The sequence below is a fragment of the Bacillus sp. 37MA genome (assembly GCF_000372765.1).
In the GTDB taxonomy this organism is placed as follows: Bacteria; Bacillota; Bacilli; order Bacillales; family Domibacillaceae; genus Domibacillus; species Domibacillus aminovorans.
Genome location: NZ_KB889752.1, coordinates 184,777 through 205,574, shown reverse-complemented (window position 1 = coordinate 205,574; position 20,798 = coordinate 184,777). Strand labels below are relative to the sequence as shown.

15 protein-coding genes are annotated in these 20,798 nt (G+C 37.5%); 10 read left to right on the top strand and 5 right to left on the bottom strand.

The window, feature by feature from the left end; translation table 11 throughout:
* The first annotated feature begins 606 nt into the window (after nt 1-606).
* The 4 genes from A3M5_RS0101155 to speD all read left to right on the top strand — a co-directional run bounded on the left by A3M5_RS0101155 (nt 607) and on the right by speD (nt 5,395).
* A complete protein-coding gene (locus A3M5_RS0101155; RefSeq protein ID WP_018391916.1) occupies nt 607-2,130 on the top strand; it encodes a CehA/McbA family metallohydrolase domain-containing protein in 1,524 nt (507 codons plus the stop codon).
* A gap of 82 nt (nt 2,131-2,212) precedes the next feature.
* Nucleotides 2,213-3,277: a HupE/UreJ family protein gene (locus A3M5_RS0101150; protein WP_018391915.1), complete on the top strand. Its 1,065-nt coding sequence runs from the start codon at nt 2,213-2,215 to the stop codon at nt 3,275-3,277.
* 326 nt (nt 3,278-3,603) lie between these two features.
* The gene (yyaC, locus tag A3M5_RS0101145) at nt 3,604-4,218 is read left to right on the top strand and encodes a spore protease YyaC (RefSeq protein ID WP_152333468.1); all 615 of its coding nucleotides are present in this window, start codon (nt 3,604-3,606) and stop codon (nt 4,216-4,218) included.
* Between the two features lie 349 nt (nt 4,219-4,567).
* Entirely contained in the window at nt 4,568-5,395 is an 828-nt protein-coding gene (gene speD, locus A3M5_RS0101140; protein ID WP_018391913.1) for an adenosylmethionine decarboxylase, read from the top strand.
* A gap of 151 nt (nt 5,396-5,546) precedes the next feature.
* Here the strand turns inward: speD and A3M5_RS0101135 are convergent, their stop codons facing one another.
* Nucleotides 5,547-6,530 (bottom strand): polysaccharide deacetylase family protein, encoded by a 984-nt coding sequence (locus tag A3M5_RS0101135; RefSeq protein WP_018391912.1) that lies wholly within the window; start codon nt 6,528-6,530, stop codon nt 5,547-5,549.
* Nucleotides 6,531-6,750: 220 nt separating this feature from the next.
* Here A3M5_RS0101135 and A3M5_RS0101130 point away from each other — a divergent pair, with 220 nt between their 5' ends.
* The 4 genes from A3M5_RS0101130 to A3M5_RS24170 all read left to right on the top strand — a co-directional run bounded on the left by A3M5_RS0101130 (nt 6,751) and on the right by A3M5_RS24170 (nt 10,129).
* Nucleotides 6,751-8,109 carry an amino acid permease gene (locus A3M5_RS0101130; RefSeq protein ID WP_018391911.1) on the top strand — a complete coding sequence of 453 codons (1,359 nt, stop codon included), beginning with the start codon at nt 6,751-6,753 and terminating at the stop codon, nt 8,107-8,109.
* A gap of 195 nt (nt 8,110-8,304) precedes the next feature.
* On the top strand, nt 8,305-8,454 hold the full coding sequence (locus A3M5_RS25660; RefSeq protein WP_018391910.1) for a hypothetical protein: 150 nt from the start codon (nt 8,305-8,307) through the stop codon (nt 8,452-8,454).
* 408 nt (nt 8,455-8,862) lie between these two features.
* Nucleotides 8,863-9,024, top strand: coding sequence for an aspartyl-phosphate phosphatase Spo0E family protein (locus A3M5_RS24175; protein ID WP_018391909.1), 162 nt, complete (start codon nt 8,863-8,865; stop codon nt 9,022-9,024).
* 949 nt (nt 9,025-9,973) lie between these two features.
* Nucleotides 9,974-10,129: a DUF2639 domain-containing protein gene (locus A3M5_RS24170; protein ID WP_018391907.1), complete on the top strand. Its 156-nt coding sequence runs from the start codon at nt 9,974-9,976 to the stop codon at nt 10,127-10,129.
* A 101-nt stretch (nt 10,130-10,230) separates the two neighbouring features.
* Here A3M5_RS24170 and A3M5_RS0101105 read toward each other — a convergent pair whose 3' ends face one another.
* From A3M5_RS0101105 to A3M5_RS0101085, 4 genes are all read right to left on the bottom strand, one after another.
* Nucleotides 10,231-10,749, bottom strand: a complete 519-nt coding sequence (locus A3M5_RS0101105; RefSeq protein WP_018391906.1) for a divergent PAP2 family protein — start codon at nt 10,747-10,749, stop codon at nt 10,231-10,233.
* Nucleotides 10,750-11,141: 392 nt separating this feature from the next.
* Nucleotides 11,142-13,238, bottom strand: coding sequence for a PAS domain S-box protein (locus tag A3M5_RS0101095; protein WP_018391904.1), 2,097 nt, complete (start codon nt 13,236-13,238; stop codon nt 11,142-11,144).
* Complete coding sequence (locus A3M5_RS0101090) at nt 13,210-14,052, bottom strand: CheR family methyltransferase (protein WP_018391903.1); 843 nt, start codon at nt 14,050-14,052, stop codon at nt 13,210-13,212. The genes A3M5_RS0101095 and A3M5_RS0101090 overlap by 29 nt, the downstream gene beginning before the upstream one ends.
* Nucleotides 14,053-14,090: 38 nt before the next feature.
* Nucleotides 14,091-16,886 (bottom strand): response regulator, encoded by a 2,796-nt coding sequence (locus A3M5_RS0101085; RefSeq protein ID WP_026221538.1) that lies wholly within the window; start codon nt 16,884-16,886, stop codon nt 14,091-14,093.
* A gap of 726 nt (nt 16,887-17,612) precedes the next feature.
* On the opposite strand from A3M5_RS0101085, the gene A3M5_RS24165 reads away from it, so the two are divergent.
* Both A3M5_RS24165 and A3M5_RS23545 read left to right on the top strand, forming a co-directional pair.
* Nucleotides 17,613-17,780, top strand: coding sequence for an aspartyl-phosphate phosphatase Spo0E family protein (locus A3M5_RS24165; RefSeq protein ID WP_081898104.1), 168 nt, complete (start codon nt 17,613-17,615; stop codon nt 17,778-17,780).
* Between the two features lie 757 nt (nt 17,781-18,537).
* Nucleotides 18,538-20,691: an ATP-binding protein gene (locus A3M5_RS23545; protein WP_018391901.1), complete on the top strand. Its 2,154-nt coding sequence runs from the start codon at nt 18,538-18,540 to the stop codon at nt 20,689-20,691.
* The last annotated feature ends 107 nt before the right edge of the window (nt 20,692-20,798 follow it).

Genomic DNA, 20,798 nt, shown 5'->3' with positions numbered 1-20,798 from the left:
ATAATGAATCAACTCCTTTTAACATGACTGCTTCTGTAAATCCACAATATACCCCACTAGGTATAATGTCAAGTTTTTTAATTCTTGATCCAGCTCCATTTTTTCTTTTTTATCATTGAGTGAATTTTATATCTTCACCTCCAAAAATTAATTAGTTAAGTTCGTGAAAAGATAACTATAAGGGGAAACTGTTACTTTGCTATTACAAGCAAGTACATATACATTAAAGTAATATAAATATTGGAATCCGTTTCATATAACGGGAAACCATAAAAATAGTTCTTTTCTAATAGGAGAAAACAGATTCCTTAACGCTATCGTCTGCAATACCACAGCTCCAACTTGAATGAAAACAGCCCCTTTATTCGTGTTTGTAATACGTTACATCCAGCATCGATTCAATACTTACTAAACCATTGCCATAAGTGAAGGCTTTCTACTACATACACTTCCAATAAATAGTTTATATCCTGCAAATATCCTTATTTATGTTAAAACTAAATAATTTGAAAATTATTGAAAATATACAATTTATTAATCTCCTAAAAACATTTGTAGACTAACATCGGAGTTGGTTAAAAAATGATATAAAGGGAGGAACAACGTATGAAATCTAATTTCAAAAAGAAGTCAATTCCGCTCATTGCAACGACACTTTTAGCCACTACTGCACTGACTGCACAGACTGTTTATCAGAAAGACCAGAATCAAACAGAAGCAAAACAGCCTTCTAAAGAAGAATCAAAAAAGACTTCTGCAACATGGCTTGCAGGTGATCACCACATCCATAGTGAATGGAGTGTTGGCTGGGATAACACGACAAACCCACCTACTGCTATTAAAGGCGGAGATGCCATTTATCCAACCGTTAAAAACGCGGAAAACGCGGAAAAGTACGGACTTGATTGGATGGTAACAACCGATCACGGTGGACCTAACCATTCAAAGGTGAACTTGGAGCAAGCTTATCCAGAGTTGTTAAAATCCCGTGAAGCTTATCCGGACCTTCTTCAATTTTATGGAATGGAGTTTGACACACCAGCTGCCGACCACAGTTCTTTAATCATACCTAAAAGTGACGATGAATCTGAAAAACTATACGACATTGAAAGTAAGTTTAATAAGCGTGAGCCTTATCCAAATGATTCAAGCCGGGATACCGAATCCAACATGATTGCCGCACTCAATTACATGAAAGATTTAGATGAAGCTCCCCTTCTTTTCGCGAACCATCCTTCACGTTCAGCAAGTGATGTAAGTAAATGGGGACAAGATACACCACAAGAATTCCGTAACTGGAATGATACAGCACCTAATGTTTCCGTAGGTATGGAAGGAGCTCCTGGCCATCAGGCCGGCGCGATTAATCCCGATGGCTCGCTAGATCCAAATGGTGCCCGTGGTGCATATGGTAATTCTCCTACGATGGGCGGCTTTGATCAAATGACTGCGAGAGTCGGCGGCCTCTGGGATTCCATGTTAGGTGAAGGAAGACATTGGTGGGTTACTTCTACCTCTGATTCTCATGTGAACTGGAGAGATGGCGGCAGTGATTTCTGGCCGGGCGAATATTCGAAAACATACGTTAAATCAGAAAAAAATTACAGTGATGTGTTGGACGGCCTTCGAAATGGAAATGTATTTGCGACAACCGGTGACCTCATCTCAGAACTAGACATTACAGCACAAGCTGCTGGTAAGAAAGCGAAAGGGAATGGACATACAGCATCTACCGGAGAAACTCTTACTTTAAAGAACAAAAATGCAAATGACGTCACTGTGACCATTCGTCTTCGTGACCCAAATGCTAAAAATGCGAATGGCGATAATCCAAATGTAAAGCGTGTAGATCTGATTGTAGGCGAAGTGACAGGTAAAGTGGAAGACCGCACAACGGATGTCAATCCCACAACAAAAGTCGTTAAACGCTTTGATGCAAAAGATTGGAAGCAAGATGGAGAATATATCACAATGACTTATACACTAGAAGATGTGGAGAAAGATATGTATTTCCGTGTTAGAGGAACGAGCACCGATCAATTAGAACCGCAGGTAGACCCGCGTGGTGAAAATCCATGGACGGATCTCTGGTTTTACTCTAATCCAACCTTCATTAAGTCTAATAAGTAAAGTGAGATTTTAGATGCATACAAGACGAGGAGGAATGAAGCTCCTCGTCTTTCTATTACTTTTAGTAAGGAGACAACGAACAATGGATTTAAATAAAACGATAAAGCACTGGCTTCCGATTTTTCTTCTTTTATTTACATGTAGTTTTGTCCTTTCTTCTCCTGCATTTGCTCACACGAATAACAGTGAGGGTTATTCAAGCATTGAAGTAAAAGAAGAGACACTTACATACGAGCTTAAGGTTGATCTTACTGAATTTGGACATGCCATGAATAAAGATTTGGATCCATCACAGGCAATCGATACAACAGCTGTGCAGCAGTACATTAACTCTCACATAAAACTTTTCGCAGATGGTGCACGGATTGAGGGCCGTGTAAGCAAAACAGATATAGCAACGATAAATGAACGGCCGTTTGCCGTTGTCGATTTAACATACAAACTAGATCAGAAACCGGAAAAGTTAGTTCTCGAATATAATATGTTTCTTGATGATTCTGATCCAAGCCACGCTAATTTTGCAACCATTAAAATGGATGGTGAACAACGAGAACAAGTACTCACTTTTGAGAAGAGAGAACTGGAAATAGGAGAAGGTACTGCTCTTCAAACGAGTAAACAGTTCTTATCGCTTGGACTCGAACATATTTTCACAGGATACGACCATATTTTATTTGTGATCAGTCTGCTTATTGGGGCAAAAACAGTACGCCATATTTTTTCTTTAATTACAGCTTTCACGATAGCTCACAGTATCACACTAGCTCTTGCCACATTGCAAATTGTACAGTTTCCGAGCAAGTGGGTCGAAATGGCGATCGCATTAAGCATCATTTATGTGGCTCTCGTTAATATCTTTGATCGAGATTCAAAACAGCAGCCCTGGATTGCTTTTAGCTTTGGGCTGATACATGGTTTTGGCTTTGCAGGGATATTATCTGAAATGCGGTTGGACGTAAATCACATGGCGACTACCCTTCTATCCTTCAATATCGGCATAGAACTCGGACAGCTCCTAATCGTGTTAATAGCGTACCCGATTATCCTTTTTATTAAGAAGATACGAGCCTTTAAATGGGTAATTCCCGGAACTTCAATGGGGATATTGGCTTTTGGACTTTTATGGTTTTTTCAAAGAGTGTTCTAGTTCATCATAATATGGAAATTGATTAAACTATTAATTTGTAAAAATTTCCTCATGCATGTACTCTTTCCAATCCTTGTAGCCGAGATTTACTCGGCTTTTTTGCGTAAAATCCCCTTCAATCACCGTAAAAATGAATTTTACTTTCCCATTAAAGTGAGATGAGGCCAAACATTTGGCTGTTTCGCGTAAAACAGCTATCCCGCACGGTCAACTGCCTCTAAAATTTCGGATAAGGATGCATGAAATTGTGAAAAATATAAATGCTTTCATTTTTTAGGGTAAAGGAATACTACGGTTCATTCTTAATAAAGTGAAGGAAAGATCAAATGATTTTAAATCAGCAGACTTTCTGCAAAAAAAAGAAAAGGTGGTTTCTAAATATGAGGCAATTTGCAGATGAAAGGTTGTTTGTTTACCATATGAAAAACGAATTAAAGCGTATTATCGCTGATAAACAAGAAGTAATCTTCGTTTGCATTGGTTCAGACCGCTCTTCAGGTGACAGCTATGGCCCGTTTGTTGGATCAAAACTAAAAGAAAACAGTTTCATCAGAAAATATACTCATGTCTCGGTGTATGGCTGTTTGGATCACCCTGTTCACGCTAAAAACTTAGCAGAGACGGTTCAACGAATTCAGCAAAATCACAGAGATACAACCGTTATTGCCATCGATGCCTGCCTTGGCTCATCCAACTATATAGGAACCATTCAACTCAAAAAAGGACCAATGAAACCAGGATCAGGGGTTCAAAAAGACCTTCCACCTATCGGAGATTACAGCATTTCAGGGATCGTCAATGCGGGAGGGTTTCTTCCTCTGCAAGTCCTTCAGTGTACACGCCTTTCACTCGTTTACAAAATGGCCAATAAAACCGCTGATTTTATTGTGAGAGCCCTTTTTGAATTGGAATACGAAAAAAAGAAAATACAAGCCGTGTAACCCCTTCCTGTAATAACCAAAAGAAAAGCGAACGCAATTGTATTGCTTGCTTTTCTTTTGTGTTTTATCTCTGACCACTCCCCCGGCTGAAGCCATAGGGTTCTTTTTCTCAAACATCCCACTTACATTCTTTCATAGAAAGAGGCAGACTTACTCCCATCCCCCCTCTAAAGACGATGGTCTTTCTTGTTTGAAAAATCTGTATAATAGCCTCGAAAAAGAAAAATTGTTTCTTTACATAACAGCTGGGTAACATAGTAAGATGTGATGTAAGATGTAATAAAGCCTTTGCTCGGAAATCATGAAATAGTGAAGAGATTAATTATTTAAGAATTAGGGAGGTCAAATGATGGGAACAACGCCTGACAAACGTATTCAATTACACGATTTTAACAACCTGACGAAAACGCTTAGTTTTAATATGTATGATGTATGCTGGACCAAGTCAAAAGAAGAACGCGAAGCTTACATCGAGTATATAGATGAGCAGTACAATGCAGACAGATTAACCGATATTTTAAAAAGTGTTACCGATATTATTGGCGCGCACGTATTGAATATCGCCAAGCAAGATTATGTACCTCAAGGAGCTAGTGTTACCTTATTAATTTCAGAAGGACCCGTTGTAGAAGCGCCAACGGAAGCGTTCGAGGAGTCACCTGGTCCTCTTCCAGAATCTGTTGTATTGGCACTAGATAAGAGTCATATTACGGTTCATACGTATCCAGAATACCATCCTAATGAAGGCATCAGCACATTTAGAGCGGATATTGATGTGTCTACTTGTGGAGAAATTTCACCACTTAAAGCATTAAATTATCTGATTCATTCGTTTGATACGGATATTATGACGATGGATTATCGCGTTCGTGGCTTTACGAGGGATATTAATGGAAATAAGTTATTTATTGACCACGACATTAGTTCCATCCAAAACTACATACCAGAAGAGATAAAACATCTGTATGACATGATTGATGTAAATATTTATCAAGAAAATATTTTCCACACCAAATGTAAATTGCGTAAATTTGACTTAGACAATTATTTATTTGGGCATACAAAAAAAGATTTACGTGATGATGAAATAAAAGACATCACAAAAAAACTGCATCACGAAATGGATGAAATATTTTATGGGAAAAATATAACTCCTGGCTCAATAGGGGAACATTAATATAATTTTTTGTCCAAAACCAAAATAAGCACACTCTTATGTGTGCTTATTTTGGTTTGCTTTATTAAAGTACTCGCCCTTTATGAAATTCTGAAGGTTTCATATGACACGGTGAAACTTATTTGAATTGATTATACAATACGACTGCGTTTTAATTGACTGCTTGAGTATCAATACGTTTTTCACTCATCAGATCGCTGACTGTCCCAAGTTGGTACCCTTTTGCTTGAATCTCCGTTATCATCGTATTCAGCCCCTCCGCAACAGGCTTTGTTGGATGCATCAGAACCATTGAGCCATTCTCCACTTTTGACACAACTCGACTAACCATTTCCGATGTCGACGGTTTTTTCCAATCAACTGTATCGACCGTCCATAAAATCATTTTCATGCCAAGTTGGTCCGCGACATTTACCGTTACTTGATTAAAACTTCCGCTTGGCGGGGCAAACCACTTCGGCTTTATACCAAGGGTTCCTTCAATGACATTATTCGTCTTTTTCAATTCATCCATTGTTTCTTCCTGAGAGCGTTGGTTGAGATCGGGATGACTATAAGCGTGGTTGCCAATTTCGTGGCCCTCTTCATAAATCATCTTAGCCAGATCGGGATTCTTTTTTACCCAACTGCCATCAAAGAAAAAAGTTGCCTTCGCTTGATGATCATTTAACGTTTTAAGAATTTTTGGAATGTACTCATTGCCCCAGGCGACATTGATTAACAGAGCTACCATCGGTTTTTCCAGATTGCCTCTATAGATCGGTTCGGGTCCTAAATCTTCCAAATGGACATTTGGCGAAACTTCCTTATAAACGATTTTGTTTACGTCAAAATCACCGCTTGCTTTCATTTTTTTATAACTCGCTTTACGATTTACTTCCAATCCGTTGTACCCAGGTATCGCCTTCCATACGCTGTCGACTTTTGCGTCAATCGGCTCCATTTTATATTTTTCACTGTACGCTTGAATTTTTTTATGAAGGTCATCTTTATGAACCTCTGCAGAAGTGGTCATGACGTTTTCACTATCAGGCTTTACATGCATGTCTCGGGTATTATCAATAAGTAAAGCGCCCAACGTCAATAATAACGCACCCGCAAGGAATATAAGGGACATACCATATTTTCTGTTCATCTTCTTTCCCTCCACACAATATTTTCATCTACTGATGGTAGTAGGTTTCCCATTCGCTGGAGGACTATGCTGTATAAAAATAACCCCGATTCTTTTCATCAAACGGTTTAGAATACTATCACAATCACCGCATAACCATACGGATAAGAGGCAGTGTACGAAATCCACTTATTTTTAATCTTCTATGTTTAGTGATGTATAAAAATATAAGGAGGTCTTTATGCAAAAAAACGAAAATCCAATAGAATTACAACGTGGACTAGAACAAAGGCATATTACATTAATGTCTTTAGGAGCTGCGATCGGAGTTGGTTTATTTCTAGGGTCTGCTACAGCGATCAAGTTAGCAGGACCAGCCATTTTGCTTTCCTATGCGATCGGCGGAATCGCGATCTTTTTTATTATGCGTGCACTTGGAGAAATGGCGATCCAGAACCCGGTAGCGGGGTCTTTTAGTCAATATGCACACGATTATTTAGGGCCTCTTGCCGGATATATAACTGGATGGAATTATTGGTTTATGTGGATCATTACCTGTATGGCCGAAATCACTGCAGTCGGGATCTATATGGAGTACTGGTTTCCTGATGTTGCACGCTGGATATGGGCGCTTTCTGCATTGGTGATTGTAACTGCCGTAAATTTTATGGCGGTAAAAATGTATGGCGAGTTTGAGTTTTGGTTTACGCTTGTTAAAATCGTCACGATTTTATTCATGATTGCTATTGGGCTTGGCATGATTACATTCGGCATTGGAAATGGAGGCATCGCTACAGGTATTCATAATTTATGGATTCATGGCGGATTTTTCGCAAACGGTTACTTAGGTGTTTTCATGTCCTTGTCAATGGTCATGTTTGCTTACGCAGGTGTAGAAATGATCGGGATTACAGCAGGTGAAGCCAAAAACCCCACAAAATCATTATCTAAAGCGATTGACACTGTTTTTTGGCGCATTCTCGTTTTCTATATCGGAGCATTGTTTGTGATCATGTCGATTTATCCTTGGACCGAACTTGGCACGGGAAGCCCTTTTGTCATGACATTCAACAAAGTTGGAATTCCTGGTGCTGCCGGAATCTTAAATTTTGTCGTGCTCACTGCCGCCCTCTCTTCTTGTAATAGCGGTATTTTTAGTACAGGCCGTATGCTTTTTAATTTGGCTCAACAAGGTGAAGCACCGGCTAAATATAAGAAGTTATCAAAAATTGGAATACCAAGTGCTGCTGTGCTCGCTTCTGCAGGAGCTTTATTAATCGGAGTAGCCCTTAACTATTTAGTACCCGGGAAAGTATTTATGTTGATGACCAGTATCGCTACGTTTGGTGCTGTTTGGACATGGTCAATTATTTTACTCACCCAAATTCGTTATCGTAAGAGTTTATCCAAAGAGAGTCAAAAACAGCTCTATTATAAAATGCCTTTCTTCCCCTATAGTTCTTATTTGACTCTCGCTTTTTTAGGTTTTGTCATTGTGATGATGGGCTTTTTTCCCGGTACACGTATCGCGCTTCTATTTGGCCCTTTATGGTATGGTAATTTAATTGCCTTTTACTATTGGAAAAAGTCTTCATCCTAACATAATAGGTAAACGAATATCTTGTTGACAAATATAAAAAGCTTATTCACTAAGCATTGAGAATAAGCTTTTTTCATGTTTATATACGTTTTATTTCCCGACTTTTTTAAATTTCCATAAAAAAATCTTCCAATTTCCATTCTTTTGTTACATAATATATTATTATGATAAATTACCTGAAATGGAGTGTTTTTGTTGAACGAATTGGCAATTATCATTTCCTATGAACTAGGCCGATTGTTAGATGATTATTATAAATGTAAAGATTTGATTATTAAACAGCAAATTCAAAGTGATATCCAGCTTTTAAGTGAGGCTATGGTTATTTGTGATCAATCATCCTAACACCGTGCTTTCCTCACCTCCCTATTCCACATAGTGTGCCTCTATGGGTATCAGTCTTCTTCCTAATGCCGATCTTCAGTTCGCTCAAACATTCGAAAATGGGTATGATCCCATAACGTCGTTCAGCACGGGGGCTCAAAAAATACTCTTATGTCCTATCTCTTTTATCTCGAATCAATCCGCCTTGCTGATTATCCTTCACCACATACGTTTGAATTGGTTACACTGTTATTACATAAAACATTCCCATATATACTCTTTCCAACCCTTTTAACCGGGCGATTACCTAGATTTTTTGATTTTTCTTTTAGACTTTAATATTTTAACTATTTAAAAAAATTGTTTCTTTTTTAAAAGCAATAAACTATAATTTTGCTATTATAGATAAATTTATAGGGGGATTTCACGATGCAACTTAAAGATAATTTCGATGAATTAACTTTGCGTATTGATGACCTTCGTAAGCTAATGGTTTCTGCTGGTGTAACCAATGGTCTTAATAGTAATGCAACCCTAAAATATAGCGAAGAACTGGACAAGTTAATTATTCAAGTCCAATTGCAAAATTGATTTTTTAGCTTTTTATGTATATAATTTTCTTGATCTGACATACTGTTATTGTTCGACGATTACCCGTCACACCCCAAATTCTAATAGTCATTTTTCAGTTATTATAGCCGGGGTACCTGGCTATTTTTTTAATCTAATCTACAGGCTTTAATAATCTCCAACATCTGCGCTTCTATGTACCAACTCTGGTCAGACACGGCTAAAATCCAATCAAACCTATCGCCAATGTTCATCATGCCATCCCTCTCTTAAAATAATCTAATACATCAGCGAGATGACAACAATCCCTGACTACGATAAAAAGCGATCTTGAATCTCTGTGATTAAATAATTCCTCCTTTTGTTCATTCACCGGTTGCCTACGCATTGATCTACTCAAAAACAAACAAGCGCTGCATATAACCATTTAAAAGGATCATTCCATTGAGCTGTTGACTAGAATTGATATCCTTTATGTCTTTTTCATCTTTTGTCCCAGCCTTAAAAAAATTTTAAATCCTCATAATCAATTTTTCAATCATCTTGTTCGCTCCATCTCTTTTCAACTTATCTCGTATCTTTTCCCTTTCTTTTTTCCTTTAAAACCAGGAAATAACTTTATTTGTATTTTTTTGAAGACAAAGAAAATCTTTTTGGTAGTTTGTTGCCCCTCTCATGTGGATGGTAATATGAAAACAAGAATTCAAAGGATACGATCGAATAGAAGATATTTTATATGGAGAATGGTCAGAGACAGACGGATTTTATATTAAAACGTACCCGTAAAGTAGCTGTTATTTAATAGATAGAAATGCAGCCAAAAGATCCCCATTGAAAGTTGAGAGCGGGATCTTTCTTTCGTCTGCTCACAAGGAATACCTTCAATTCTTTTGTCAAATAACAATGGGTAATCGTAGGAACCTCTCGCAATTATACATGCATATTATGTAAATAGACAGGGGGAATCATGATGGCACATGTAGGGTCCAAAGGATGGTACGTAAAAAAACTAAAAGAAGAGTTTAACGTGTCAAGAATTGATGGTAAAAAATTAGAAACCTATAGATCGCATGTTTTGCATAACCATTACTATCACTTAGTAGATGATGCAACGGATACGAAGTGAATAACCTTTCTTTTTTTAACGTGCAAAAACCCCATTTTTAAAAATGGGGCCGGCTGTCGACAAATTCGGCAGTCTTTTTCATTTTAAAACATCCTCAATATTTAGGTTAGCACGATCTGCCCGTTACATTCCAGCGGTTCGATTTTAGCTGGCTGGCCATCCTCCATTTTCGCCGAAACAAGCCCAAGCACAACGCCAAGCAACGCACCTGCTCCTACTTCCACCGGCTGATGCCCGAGCAGTTCCTTTAGCTTTTTCCCATGCTCCACATACTCAAAACTTGGAAACTCACCAGAAAATTTCGCCAGATTATCTTCAAGATCATTCACAAGCTTTGCAATTTCGCCTGTATGACGCCGAATTCCTTGTGCATCATACATCACAATCACGCCAAACACTGTCGCAAGCGATGTCTCCGTATGCCGCCAGCCTTTATTTGACGCCACATAAGACGCCAGCGCTGCCACACCTGCAGAGTGCGAACTCGGCATGCCACCCGTTGTGAAAGCCTGCTTCATGTCCCACTCCCCGGTTAGCTTTTTATGCGTCAAAATTTTCATCCCTTGCGCAATACCGATTGCCGACAGCGCCGTCAAAATTCCCCGATTCATCTTTTCCATAAGCAACTCCTCCACTTCACGGACCAGTCCAATCCAATCCGGGACATCTATCTTCTCTCTTTTGATACCCACAATTTCATTTTTATATGCGGAAATCTCCCATTATTCTGTTGTCCTCATCCATTTAACCGCTTTTTCCTGAACATCAATTTGGGCGGCGTTGTTCCAATCGTTTCTCCATCTACCATCAGGTTCTTTTATAATAATGTCAATTAGAACCTCAGTCTACGAAAATGTCCAAAAAAAAGGAATCAGAGTTGTTCAGCTCTGGTTCCTTCCTTGAATATGGATTGTTTACGCTTTCAAAAATTGTTGAAAAGGGCACTCCTTTACCTCCTTGTCTCCTCCGCTCGGTTGCCTTTTAAATCATTACCCATAACTGGATTCCTACTTCACAATTTTATATTTTCTATTTCGTTAAACCGTATAAAAAAGACCGTTCCTTGCTCACTTGTTTTTAAATCGATGACGGCATTATGGCGTTCAGCAATGCTGTAACAGATCGCTAATCCAAGTCCCGTCCCCGTCTCTTTCGTCGTAAAAAAAGGCGTTCCAATTGCTTCAAGAATTTCTGGTTTTATTCCACAGCCTTGATCTTGTATTTCTAAAACAACTGTTTCATTTTCTGTATATGTTTTTACGATTAACTGTCCCCCTGCAGCCATTGCTTCTAAACCATTTAAAGATAGATTCAAGATCAACTGACTGATTTCCTTTTCATCTAGAAACGTTTTAGGGCATTCACCTAATTGAAGCGCGATCGACTTGTTCGATAACAAAGCCTCCGCCTGTATTAATGGATACAGTCCTTCAATAATAGGGTTAAGATACTGAAGCGTTTTATAGCTTACCTTATTTTTCGCTAAATTAAGGAATTCCGTAATGATTGAATTGGCTCTATTCAATTCTCCTAGCATTAAATCAACATACTCTATATTGAAAGGTTCAGGATCACTTTTCGACAATTGTAAAAAGCCTTTGACGGTCGTCATCGGGTTTCTAATTTCATGAGCAATACCTGCAGCCATTTCCCCAATTAAATTTAAACGGTCTAAGCGAGCCATCTCACTCTCCAACCGGGCGTTTTCTGTGACGTCTGTGATAACACTCAGGACACAACTTTCCCCGTGAATGTCAAAAATCTCAGTCGATAACAAGCCCTCATGAACGTCTCCAAATTTGGTTTCATATTGAATCTTTGCATTGCGAATACGCTCTGTCGTTTCTAAGCTATAACTCTCTTTTTTCGCTTGATTCGGATTTGCCCTAATACGTAAGACCGATGTGTTTTGATTCACAACCTCTTCATAGCGATAACCGGTATAGCTCAACCAACTTGGATTCACATTTATATATCTTCCATCTTTTAATGATCGTATCTCGATCAAACAAGGGCTTGATTCAAAAATTTTATAAAAATGTTCCTTTGATAAACGAAGATCTTCTTCTACTTTTTTTCTTTCTTCAATTTCTTTTCGAAGTTTTTCATTGGCTAACGAAAGTTTCTGCGTTCTTTCTTCTACTAGTTTTTCCAGAAGGCTATACTGTTGTTTTTTCTCCTGCTCCAGATTTTTCCGAATCGTAATGTCACGAACCGAACAGACAAAAATATACTCGTCCTCGATGATCGCTTCACCAATTTGAATATCAACGGGGAAAAACCCTCCGTTTTTATGTTTGGCAACGGCTTCAAAGAGCTGACCTGTACTTTCTCTTATCGAATCCATTTGCAGTGGGGTAGATTCAGAATTACCGTACTTTACTTCAGGGAGAAGGTTCCCGATATGCTGCCCCCGCACTTCCTCAATTGAATAGCCAAACATATCTTTAACGGCCGGATTGACGGATAACGTATAGCCTTGATCATCAAACGTAATAATGGTTTCCAGTAAGGTTTCACCAATAACCCTTGCCAGCGCTTCATTCTTTCGTAAATCAAATGTAGTGCTTTCTAGTTTTTTATTCACTTCCTTCAGCTCAAACTGACGCTGTAATTCACTTTGCCGCTTCGTTTTTTCATGATTTTGATAAATCTTAACAAACTCTTGAACTTTCAATTTTAACGTTTCAGGATGAAATGGCTTAAATATATAGTCAACTGCACCGAGGCTATACCCCTGTAAAACATGCTCCGTCGTTTGATTAATCGCCGTAATAAAAATAATTGAGATATATTTAGATTTTTCCCTAGCCTTAATGAGCTTAGCTGTTTCAAACCCATTTAATCCGGGCATTTGCACGTCTAATAAAATAACAGCGAAATCCTGTTTAAGCACGCATTTTAATGCTTCTTCACCCGAACTTGCACTAACTAAGTTATAATCAGATGGGTTCAGCACGGCTTCCAACGCCAACAAATTTCCCGGATGATCGTCAACCATTAAAATATTAATCTTCGGGTCTTTTTCTTCAAAATCCTTTTCTTCAACAGCGACTGGCCCGACTTGATCTGACAAAGAATTATTTGATCTTTCTGTATAGTTTTTCAAACGTATCAACTTCCTCATAATAATTTGCAATGCTTGTAAATTTAATCCCTTCTTTACTACCTAGACCAAGAAATCCAGATAAGCTTAGACTTTCATGAAGTAGTTTGTATACATGGTTTTGGAGCTCTTTATTAAAATAAATCATCACATTCCTACAAATAATCACATGAAATTCATTAAATGAGCGGTCTGTCGTCAAATTATGCTGTGCATAGACTACATTTTTCGTTAAAAACGAATGAAATGTAGCATTATCATGTTTCACTGTATAATACTCTGAGAAAGCCCTTGTTCCCCCTGCCGCAAGATAATTTTTAGTATATATTTGCATTCGATTAATAGGAAACTCCCCATCTTTTGCAATCTTTAATACATTTTCATTCATATCTGTTGCGTAAATTCTCGTTTTTTCATATAATCCTTCTTCGTGCAAAAGGATGGCCATCGAATAGACCTCTTCTCCAGTAGAGCACCCTACATGCCAAATACGAATGTAAGGATACTCTCTCAGAATAGGGACTATTTTTGTTCGAAATGATAAAAAAAAGCTTGGATCGCGAAACATTTCTGTTACATTAATCGAAAAATCATTAAACAATTTTTTCATCACAAAGGGATCATGGAGAATCCTCTCCTGTAGACCTGAAATGCTGGAAATTTTCTCTGCGCGAATCCGATTCCAAATTCTGCGTTGTAAAAAGGGCAGCGCATAGTTTCTAAAATCAAATCCGTAGTATCGGTAAATCCCTTCAAGTAATAAGTCGATCTCAATTTCTTCTAACTTATTTTGGAACTGATCTCCGTTATTATTCAACTTGTACCCTCACTCCATAAATTATACTAAACTCCCACCTATCTGTATAACCATACCCGTATGATTGAAAACAGCTGATCTAAATTTACTGGTTTACTAATATAATCGGATGCCCCTGCCTCAATACATTCCTTTCGATCATTTTTCATTGCTTTAGCTGTAAGAGCAATGATCGGAAGACTTTGAAATTCAGGTAATTGACGGATCACTCGAATCGTCTCAAATCCATCCATTTCAGGCATCATAATATCCATAATAACGAGATCGATGTCTGGGTTTCCTTGCAAAACAGTAATCCCATCTCTTCCGTTTTCTGCAAACATTACTTCAACTTGATAGCTTTCAAGCGCTGTTGTTAAAGCAAACACGTTACGCATATCGTCATCCACTACGAGTATTTTCTTACCTTCTAGCAATGCTTTTCTTCCATTTACCTGTTTCCAAGAATCCTCCGCCTGAAATGGATACTCAGCCGAAACAACAGGTACGGTGCTTGAATTTTCGAGATGCGTTGTGGCTGCCTCTGCTTCAGAATGGGCTATTTCCTTCCTTGCTATGTTTTGATCTTCCACCTTTACGATGTTTTGATAATGAGGCAAATATAACGTAAAGGTGCTTCCATAGCCTTCTGTGCTTTCGACTTTAATGAAACCGCCTAATAAATGAGCGAGTTCTCTGCTAATGGAAAGCCCTAATCCCGTTCCACCATATTTTCGGCTGATTGTCCCATCCGCTTGTTTAAATGCGTCGAAAATGATGTCCTGATTTTCTGCTGCAATCCCAATTCCTGTATCTTTAACGGAAAAGACAAACTCTATATTTGAATGCGTGAAAGCATCCTCTTTCTCTTTTGAAAACATCCCTTTTTCCGCTTTTTCTATTGTTAATGTGACAGCACCATGTTCGGTAAACTTAAAGGCATTGGATAATAAATTTTTCAATATTTGCTGTAGTCGCTGTTTATCTGTATGAATAACCTCTGGCAAATCAGAAGCGAGCTGAACATGCAATTGAATATTTTTCTTACGAGCGACAGGAGTAAATTGCGCCTCCACAAATTCTTTCACGTTAGTCAGTTCCACATCTTTAGACATGACTTCTGTTTTTCCTGCTTCAATTTTCACGATGTCTAAAATATCATTGATTAAATGCAATAAATCATTTCCTGATGAGTAGATAGTTTTCGCGTAACTCACCTGTTTATCCGTCAGATTTCCATCGACATTATCCGTGAGCATTTGAGCGAGAATTAACAAGCTATTAAGTGGCGTTCGCAGCTCGTGGGACATATTAGCCAAGAATTCCGATTTATATTGCGAACTGAGCGTTAACTGCTGTGCCTTTTCTTCCAAAATATCTTTTACTTTTTCGACTTCTTTTGTCTTCTGTTCGGAGTGTTCATACTGCTCTTCCAGTTGTTCATTAACGGTTCTTAACTCCTCTTGCTGAGATTGAAGTTCTTCCGATTGACTCTGCAATTCTTCCGTTAAAGCCTGTGATTCTTGAAGCAGCTTTTCTACTTGCATATGTCTTAAAATACTTTTTATGTTCGTACCGAGATTGCTCATGACCTCTTGCAGCAGCATTTCCTCTAGGTCATTAAACGGTTCAAATGAAGCTAATTCAATCACAGCCAATACCTCTCCTTGAAATTCTGCTGGAAGAACGAGTACATTAGACGGTCGGGCTGAACCTAAGCCAGAAGTAATCTTTATATAGTCTTCTGGAACTTGATTGAGTGAAATGATGCGATTCTCTAGTGCACACTGTCCAACGATTCCTTCTCCTAAATGAAAGCTGCTAGCACCAACCTCTTGTTGATTTTCATAATTATCTGCATAGGCAGCAAGCTTCTGGAAGCTCCCGTTGTATCTCATATCCTCCTTTATATAGATGACGCCATACGCTCCTCTCACCATAGGAGTGACCTTTGTGATGAAGATGTGGGATAACGTCTCTAAATCATCTATTCCAGGATACATGGTCGCAATTTCAGCAATTTTCGTTTTTAACCAGCTTTGTTTCTCTGCCGCATCTTTTAATTCTTTCTCCTGTTTTGTATGCGTTTCAAGAGCTTCCGCCATTTCATTGAATGAAATAGCAATTTTTCCAATCTCATCTTTTGTTTTAAGGTGTATACGAGGTAATTTATTCAAGCTATTAAAATTAACTTCCGACATGACCGAATTGATCTTATTCAATCTGCCCGTCACATTCCACAAAATAAAAAGTAACATTGCTAATCCAAGCAAATAAGAGACAGACACATAGGCTGTAGTTACTTTAGTAACTTGATTATACGTCTCGTTTAATCCGTTTGAATTTTCGGCGGCTATATTATTTTCCCTATTTTTTAGCTGAAAGGCAACTTCATTCATATTGTCCATACTTTCTCGAGCCTTATACCAGTACAGTTGAGTTGCTTCCTCATTTTTTCCTTCTTGTATGAGTGTAGACATTTCTTTATCTACTTCAGCATACGTTCTCATCGTTGCCTTTAAATTCTCCACTATTTCTTGTGATTCTTCGCTTTTCTCCAACTTTTCTAGGGATTTGATCGCTAGGTTCACATCTTGAAGGTGTTTATCCCTATCTACCTCAATTGTACCTTGAAGGTCTTCAGGTGGATTCGCGGCTAGATCTCTTGAGTCTTTGCTGTAATCATTCAATCCATCTTGAATGATGTTCGCATACATAAGTACCTCATTGCTTTTAGTGAAATTTTCCAACTCTTGATTAAAGTTAGTTATCCTTGTCCCGATAAAAACATGAAGAAGAGCATCGATTCCATAAATAATGCTAAAAGCTATAAATAGTTTCTTTTTGAATGTCATATCAGTTTCCTTTTCTCTTCTATTATTTTTATGATCAACTATCATTTATTTTTCACTTTGTCATGGATGAAGAGCGGCATCGATTTATGGATGAAATGAAACGAATCGTTCTCATTGTTCCAAACACAGACTGGTTTTTCAGCTCCGGTACTTTTCCGTCATTTTTCTCTTTTACTTGTTCAGACAGAAGGAAATGGACAGCCTATGCGCTTCGACATATCACTCAAAGTACGTGTCTGCTCTTTCGTCCGAAGAAGTTTGATTTGAACCGTGATCGTCTGTGCCATGTCATCACCTCACCAGAATTGAGAATATTCTTTCTTTTTTAATAAATGAATTGTACCATCTTTACATAGAATTGTCGCGAACTAGTGTTCCTAAATTAAAAAAAAAGACTTAAGTACGTGAAGCGACTTTCACCATCTCATCACAGATAATAATGGAATTGTTATTCAATTCCATTATATCCATTTTCAGAGTCACTTTACTAGGATTAATTTCTATCTTAGTTAGTTTCACCCAAGCCTCTCTCGATCTGTTAAAATAGAGTTTCAAGCACTCTTTTAACAGTCGGGTGGAGTTTTGACCTTTTTCTTTCATTCCACAGATATTGGTGTAACATTTATAGATCTTTTGTCGAACCTATTTTCATTAACGAAAAGATATTTTATGCTTAACCCTGTCGTATGTTAAGAATACATAAAAAAACACAGGGGAGATTTCATTTTGATTAATCATGAGCACTTGGATGAATTGAACATTCAAATTAATGAGTTACGTAATTTATTGATTTCTACTGGAACGTCCAATGGTCTTGGATGTAGTGAAACTCTTAAATATAGTGAAGAGTTAGACAAACTTATTATTCAAGTACAACTTCATAACAGATGTTGAATGCCTCCATTTTAAGATGAAACTGTGTGTCTAGAGAAATCTCGTTTTTTTGTATGTATTTCTTTGAAATGGTTAAACCTTTATTGTGTAAGGGTTTTTCATAAGTACGATCCTCCAATCCTTGCAGCCGAGTTTTTGTCGTTTTTGTATAAAATTCCTTGGATTGGTAATACTGTTATTGTACGAAGTGTTTTGCTATGTTATTTTCACGTTTTTGAAGCCGGGGTTTCCTCGGCTTCAATCAATCCCTGAATAAAGTGAAACTTCATGATAAAAAGGAATTAGATTAGGTATTTACATTTTTAAAGATGCAGAAAATATTGAGTATTTTAACTAAACTCGTTCTAAATGACAAGTAAAGATTCAATTTGAAAAGGCGGGAATCTGTTCGTTTTTTAAATCAGAAATTCTTTCTTTGGAAACAAAAAGCTATTTTAGGCAGCTTGAGACCGGTATGAATTGGGCTCAAGCTGCCTCATTTATTTTAAAAACGCTGGTGGTTATAGAAAGGCAGCTATTGTTTTACACACCATCCTGTACTTTTTATGAGATCAAGTGAAAGCTGGATTGCCTTTCTCTTTTCCTTTTAAACAAATGTAACTTTTCCATACTAAATTAGGAAAATTTTAAAAAGAGTATGAAAATCATGTAGATGTTTTGATACAAAATACTTTATTATAAATAAAAAGATTAAGATTAAGCATATTTACTTAAAGATCCTGATCATTAAATTTGCTGTATAAAAGGAGAATAACCGATGCTTTTTCACAAGAATAGAATAGGAATCGCTGTATTTATAGTGATTCTTTACTCATTAACATATTATGCATGGCTTCTTTACTTTTGGGATGATAAAGAACTAAAATATTTCGGAGGTGGCATTTTTTCGTTAATTGCTCCTTTAATATCCGCTCTCTTTATCTATATGAATATTCAAAGGCTTAGAAGAGAGTTAAAAAAGTATTGGATCCTATTAATAACGAGCTGTTTTAGTGTTCTTGTAGCACAATTAATATGGAGATACGATCTTCAGACAGAATCTGTCTACATCTTTCCCGGATGGGCGGATTTGTTTTGGATTATAAATATATTGTTGTATTTATCCGCCTTGCTTTATAAAGTGTACACAGACAAAGAAAAATACCGCATATGGCAGCTATGGTTTGAAGCATGCATCGTTGTCACTGTTTTGTTCACGGTCAGCTGGGTGTACTTGCTTAAACCGATTTTGTTTGATTCACAATTCTCTTTGTTTTATATGATTGTTTCTTTCAGCTTCTCTATCAGTTATTTATGCACCTTGATGGGAATCATTTTCGTTTATTTATCTTACCAGAAACTTTTTCCTCTTAAAGTATTTACACTGCAATTAAGCGGCATGATGCTATATGTTATTGTTGACTCTATTTGGCTTTATCAATCAACTTTTAATAGACTAGAACCGTTTACTTTAATAGAACCGTTATGGAGTATGGCTGTATTAATAATAGGACTATCCAGTTTTTTTGAAAAAGGAGCAGAGAAAAAGAACGAAAAAAAGTGGATTAAAAAAAAGAGCGTTTTCAAAGTAAGTCGAATTATTATCCCTTATACGAGTGTTATTATTTTGATTGTAGTCGCTTTCCTTCAAAAAAATGAATTAATGACTATATTTATTGGTGTCATCGTTTTATTGGCCTTTATTATGATCAGACATGTAATTATTCTCTATGAAAATGATAAAATAGTAAAAAATATTAAACAATTGAATGAAACATTAGAAGACAAAGTGAAGGAAAGGACGGCTCAATTATCTATAAAAAATGAAGAGCTGTCTTATGTAAATACACATTTGGAAGAGATCGTAGGTAACCGAACGCGTCAGTTAGAAAAAACAAAAAAGAAGCTAATAGAAAGTGAGCAACGGTATCGCTCTCTTTTTGAAAACCATCCGCATACGATTGTTTTATTTGATGTAGACGGGGAAAGTTTACATGTAAATCACTCCATAAAAAATCGTACAAATGAGTTGGAAGAACAGTCGCTTACTCAGTTGAAAAAATCGTATTCAGCCTACTATTTTGAAAAAGCACTTCAAGGGATATCTCAAAGTTTTGAAACGACGATTGATATGAGAGAGTACTCCACTATTGACTATACGGTCACGTATGTTCCGGTTTTGGCTGCCGAAAAAGTGATTGGTGTTTTTGGCATTTATGAGGATATCACAGAAAGAAAAAGAACAGAAGAGCTCCTGCGAAAATCCGAGAAACTAGAGATTGTCAGCCATCTCGCAGCCAGCATGTCTCACGAGGTAAGGAATCCACTAACGACAGCGAGGGGATTTATGCAGCTTTTATCTGAAGATGCATCGATGCAAAATGGAAAACAATACTTGGAGATCGCTATACAAGAGATCGATCGGGCGACAGAAGTCATCAATCATTACTTGACGTTTGCTAAACCAGCACCTGTTACGGTAGAGAAAGTAGACGTCCTCGAGGAAATTCAGTCTACAATCCAAATCATCACCCCTTTGTCTAATATGAATGCTGTTCAAATTAACTTCACTTTTAACAAACAGGATGATTATTTCATTCTAGGTGAAAGAAGTAAATTGCAACAAGGTTTAATTAACATACTAAAAAATGGAATAGAAGCCATGCCGAATGGCGGGACATTGCAGCTGAATCTACTCTCAAATGATTCCAATGTCCAAATTGACATACAGGATACAGGTATAGGCATGACGCCACAGCAGTTAAATCGCCTTGGCGAGCCTTATTTTTCAACAAAGGGACACGAAAAAGGAACCGGACTTGGAATGATGGTCGCCTTTAGCATTGTAAAAGGCATGAATGGACAGATCAGAGTGACAAGTGAAGTAGATAAAGGAACATGCTTCTCCATCCAGTTCCCTGTCTATCAGTAAGAGGAAGTAACTGTATCCTCTTTTCGTGATACCCTTGCCACTGAGCATAATAAGGTATGTTTTATTACTAGTCCCATCGATAAATCACCTCCTAAGTTGACGATAAT

What these genes read in the sequence shown, in the direction of transcription:
- A3M5_RS23545 (WP_018391901.1), top strand. Translation starts at nt 18,538, where the DNA reads ATGCTTTTTCACAAGAATAGAATAGGAATCGCTGTATTTATAGTGATT.
- A3M5_RS0101150 (WP_018391915.1), top strand. Translation starts at nt 2,213, where the DNA reads ATGGATTTAAATAAAACGATAAAGCACTGGCTTCCGATTTTTCTTCTT.
- speD (WP_018391913.1), top strand. Translation starts at nt 4,568, where the DNA reads ATGGGAACAACGCCTGACAAACGTATTCAATTACACGATTTTAACAAC.
- A3M5_RS0101130 (WP_018391911.1), top strand. Translation starts at nt 6,751, where the DNA reads ATGCAAAAAAACGAAAATCCAATAGAATTACAACGTGGACTAGAACAA.
- A3M5_RS0101135 (WP_018391912.1), bottom strand. Translation starts at nt 6,530, where the DNA reads ATGAACAGAAAATATGGTATGTCCCTTATATTCCTTGCGGGTGCGTTA.
- A3M5_RS0101085 (WP_026221538.1), bottom strand. Translation starts at nt 16,886, where the DNA reads ATGACATTCAAAAAGAAACTATTTATAGCTTTTAGCATTATTTATGGA.
- A3M5_RS0101105 (WP_018391906.1), bottom strand. Translation starts at nt 10,749, where the DNA reads ATGGAAAAGATGAATCGGGGAATTTTGACGGCGCTGTCGGCAATCGGT.
- yyaC (WP_152333468.1), top strand. Translation starts at nt 3,604, where the DNA reads ATGATTTTAAATCAGCAGACTTTCTGCAAAAAAAAGAAAAGGTGGTTT.
- A3M5_RS0101155 (WP_018391916.1), top strand. Translation starts at nt 607, where the DNA reads ATGAAATCTAATTTCAAAAAGAAGTCAATTCCGCTCATTGCAACGACA.
- A3M5_RS24175 (WP_018391909.1), top strand. Translation starts at nt 8,863, where the DNA reads ATGCAACTTAAAGATAATTTCGATGAATTAACTTTGCGTATTGATGAC.
- A3M5_RS24170 (WP_018391907.1), top strand. Translation starts at nt 9,974, where the DNA reads ATGGCACATGTAGGGTCCAAAGGATGGTACGTAAAAAAACTAAAAGAA.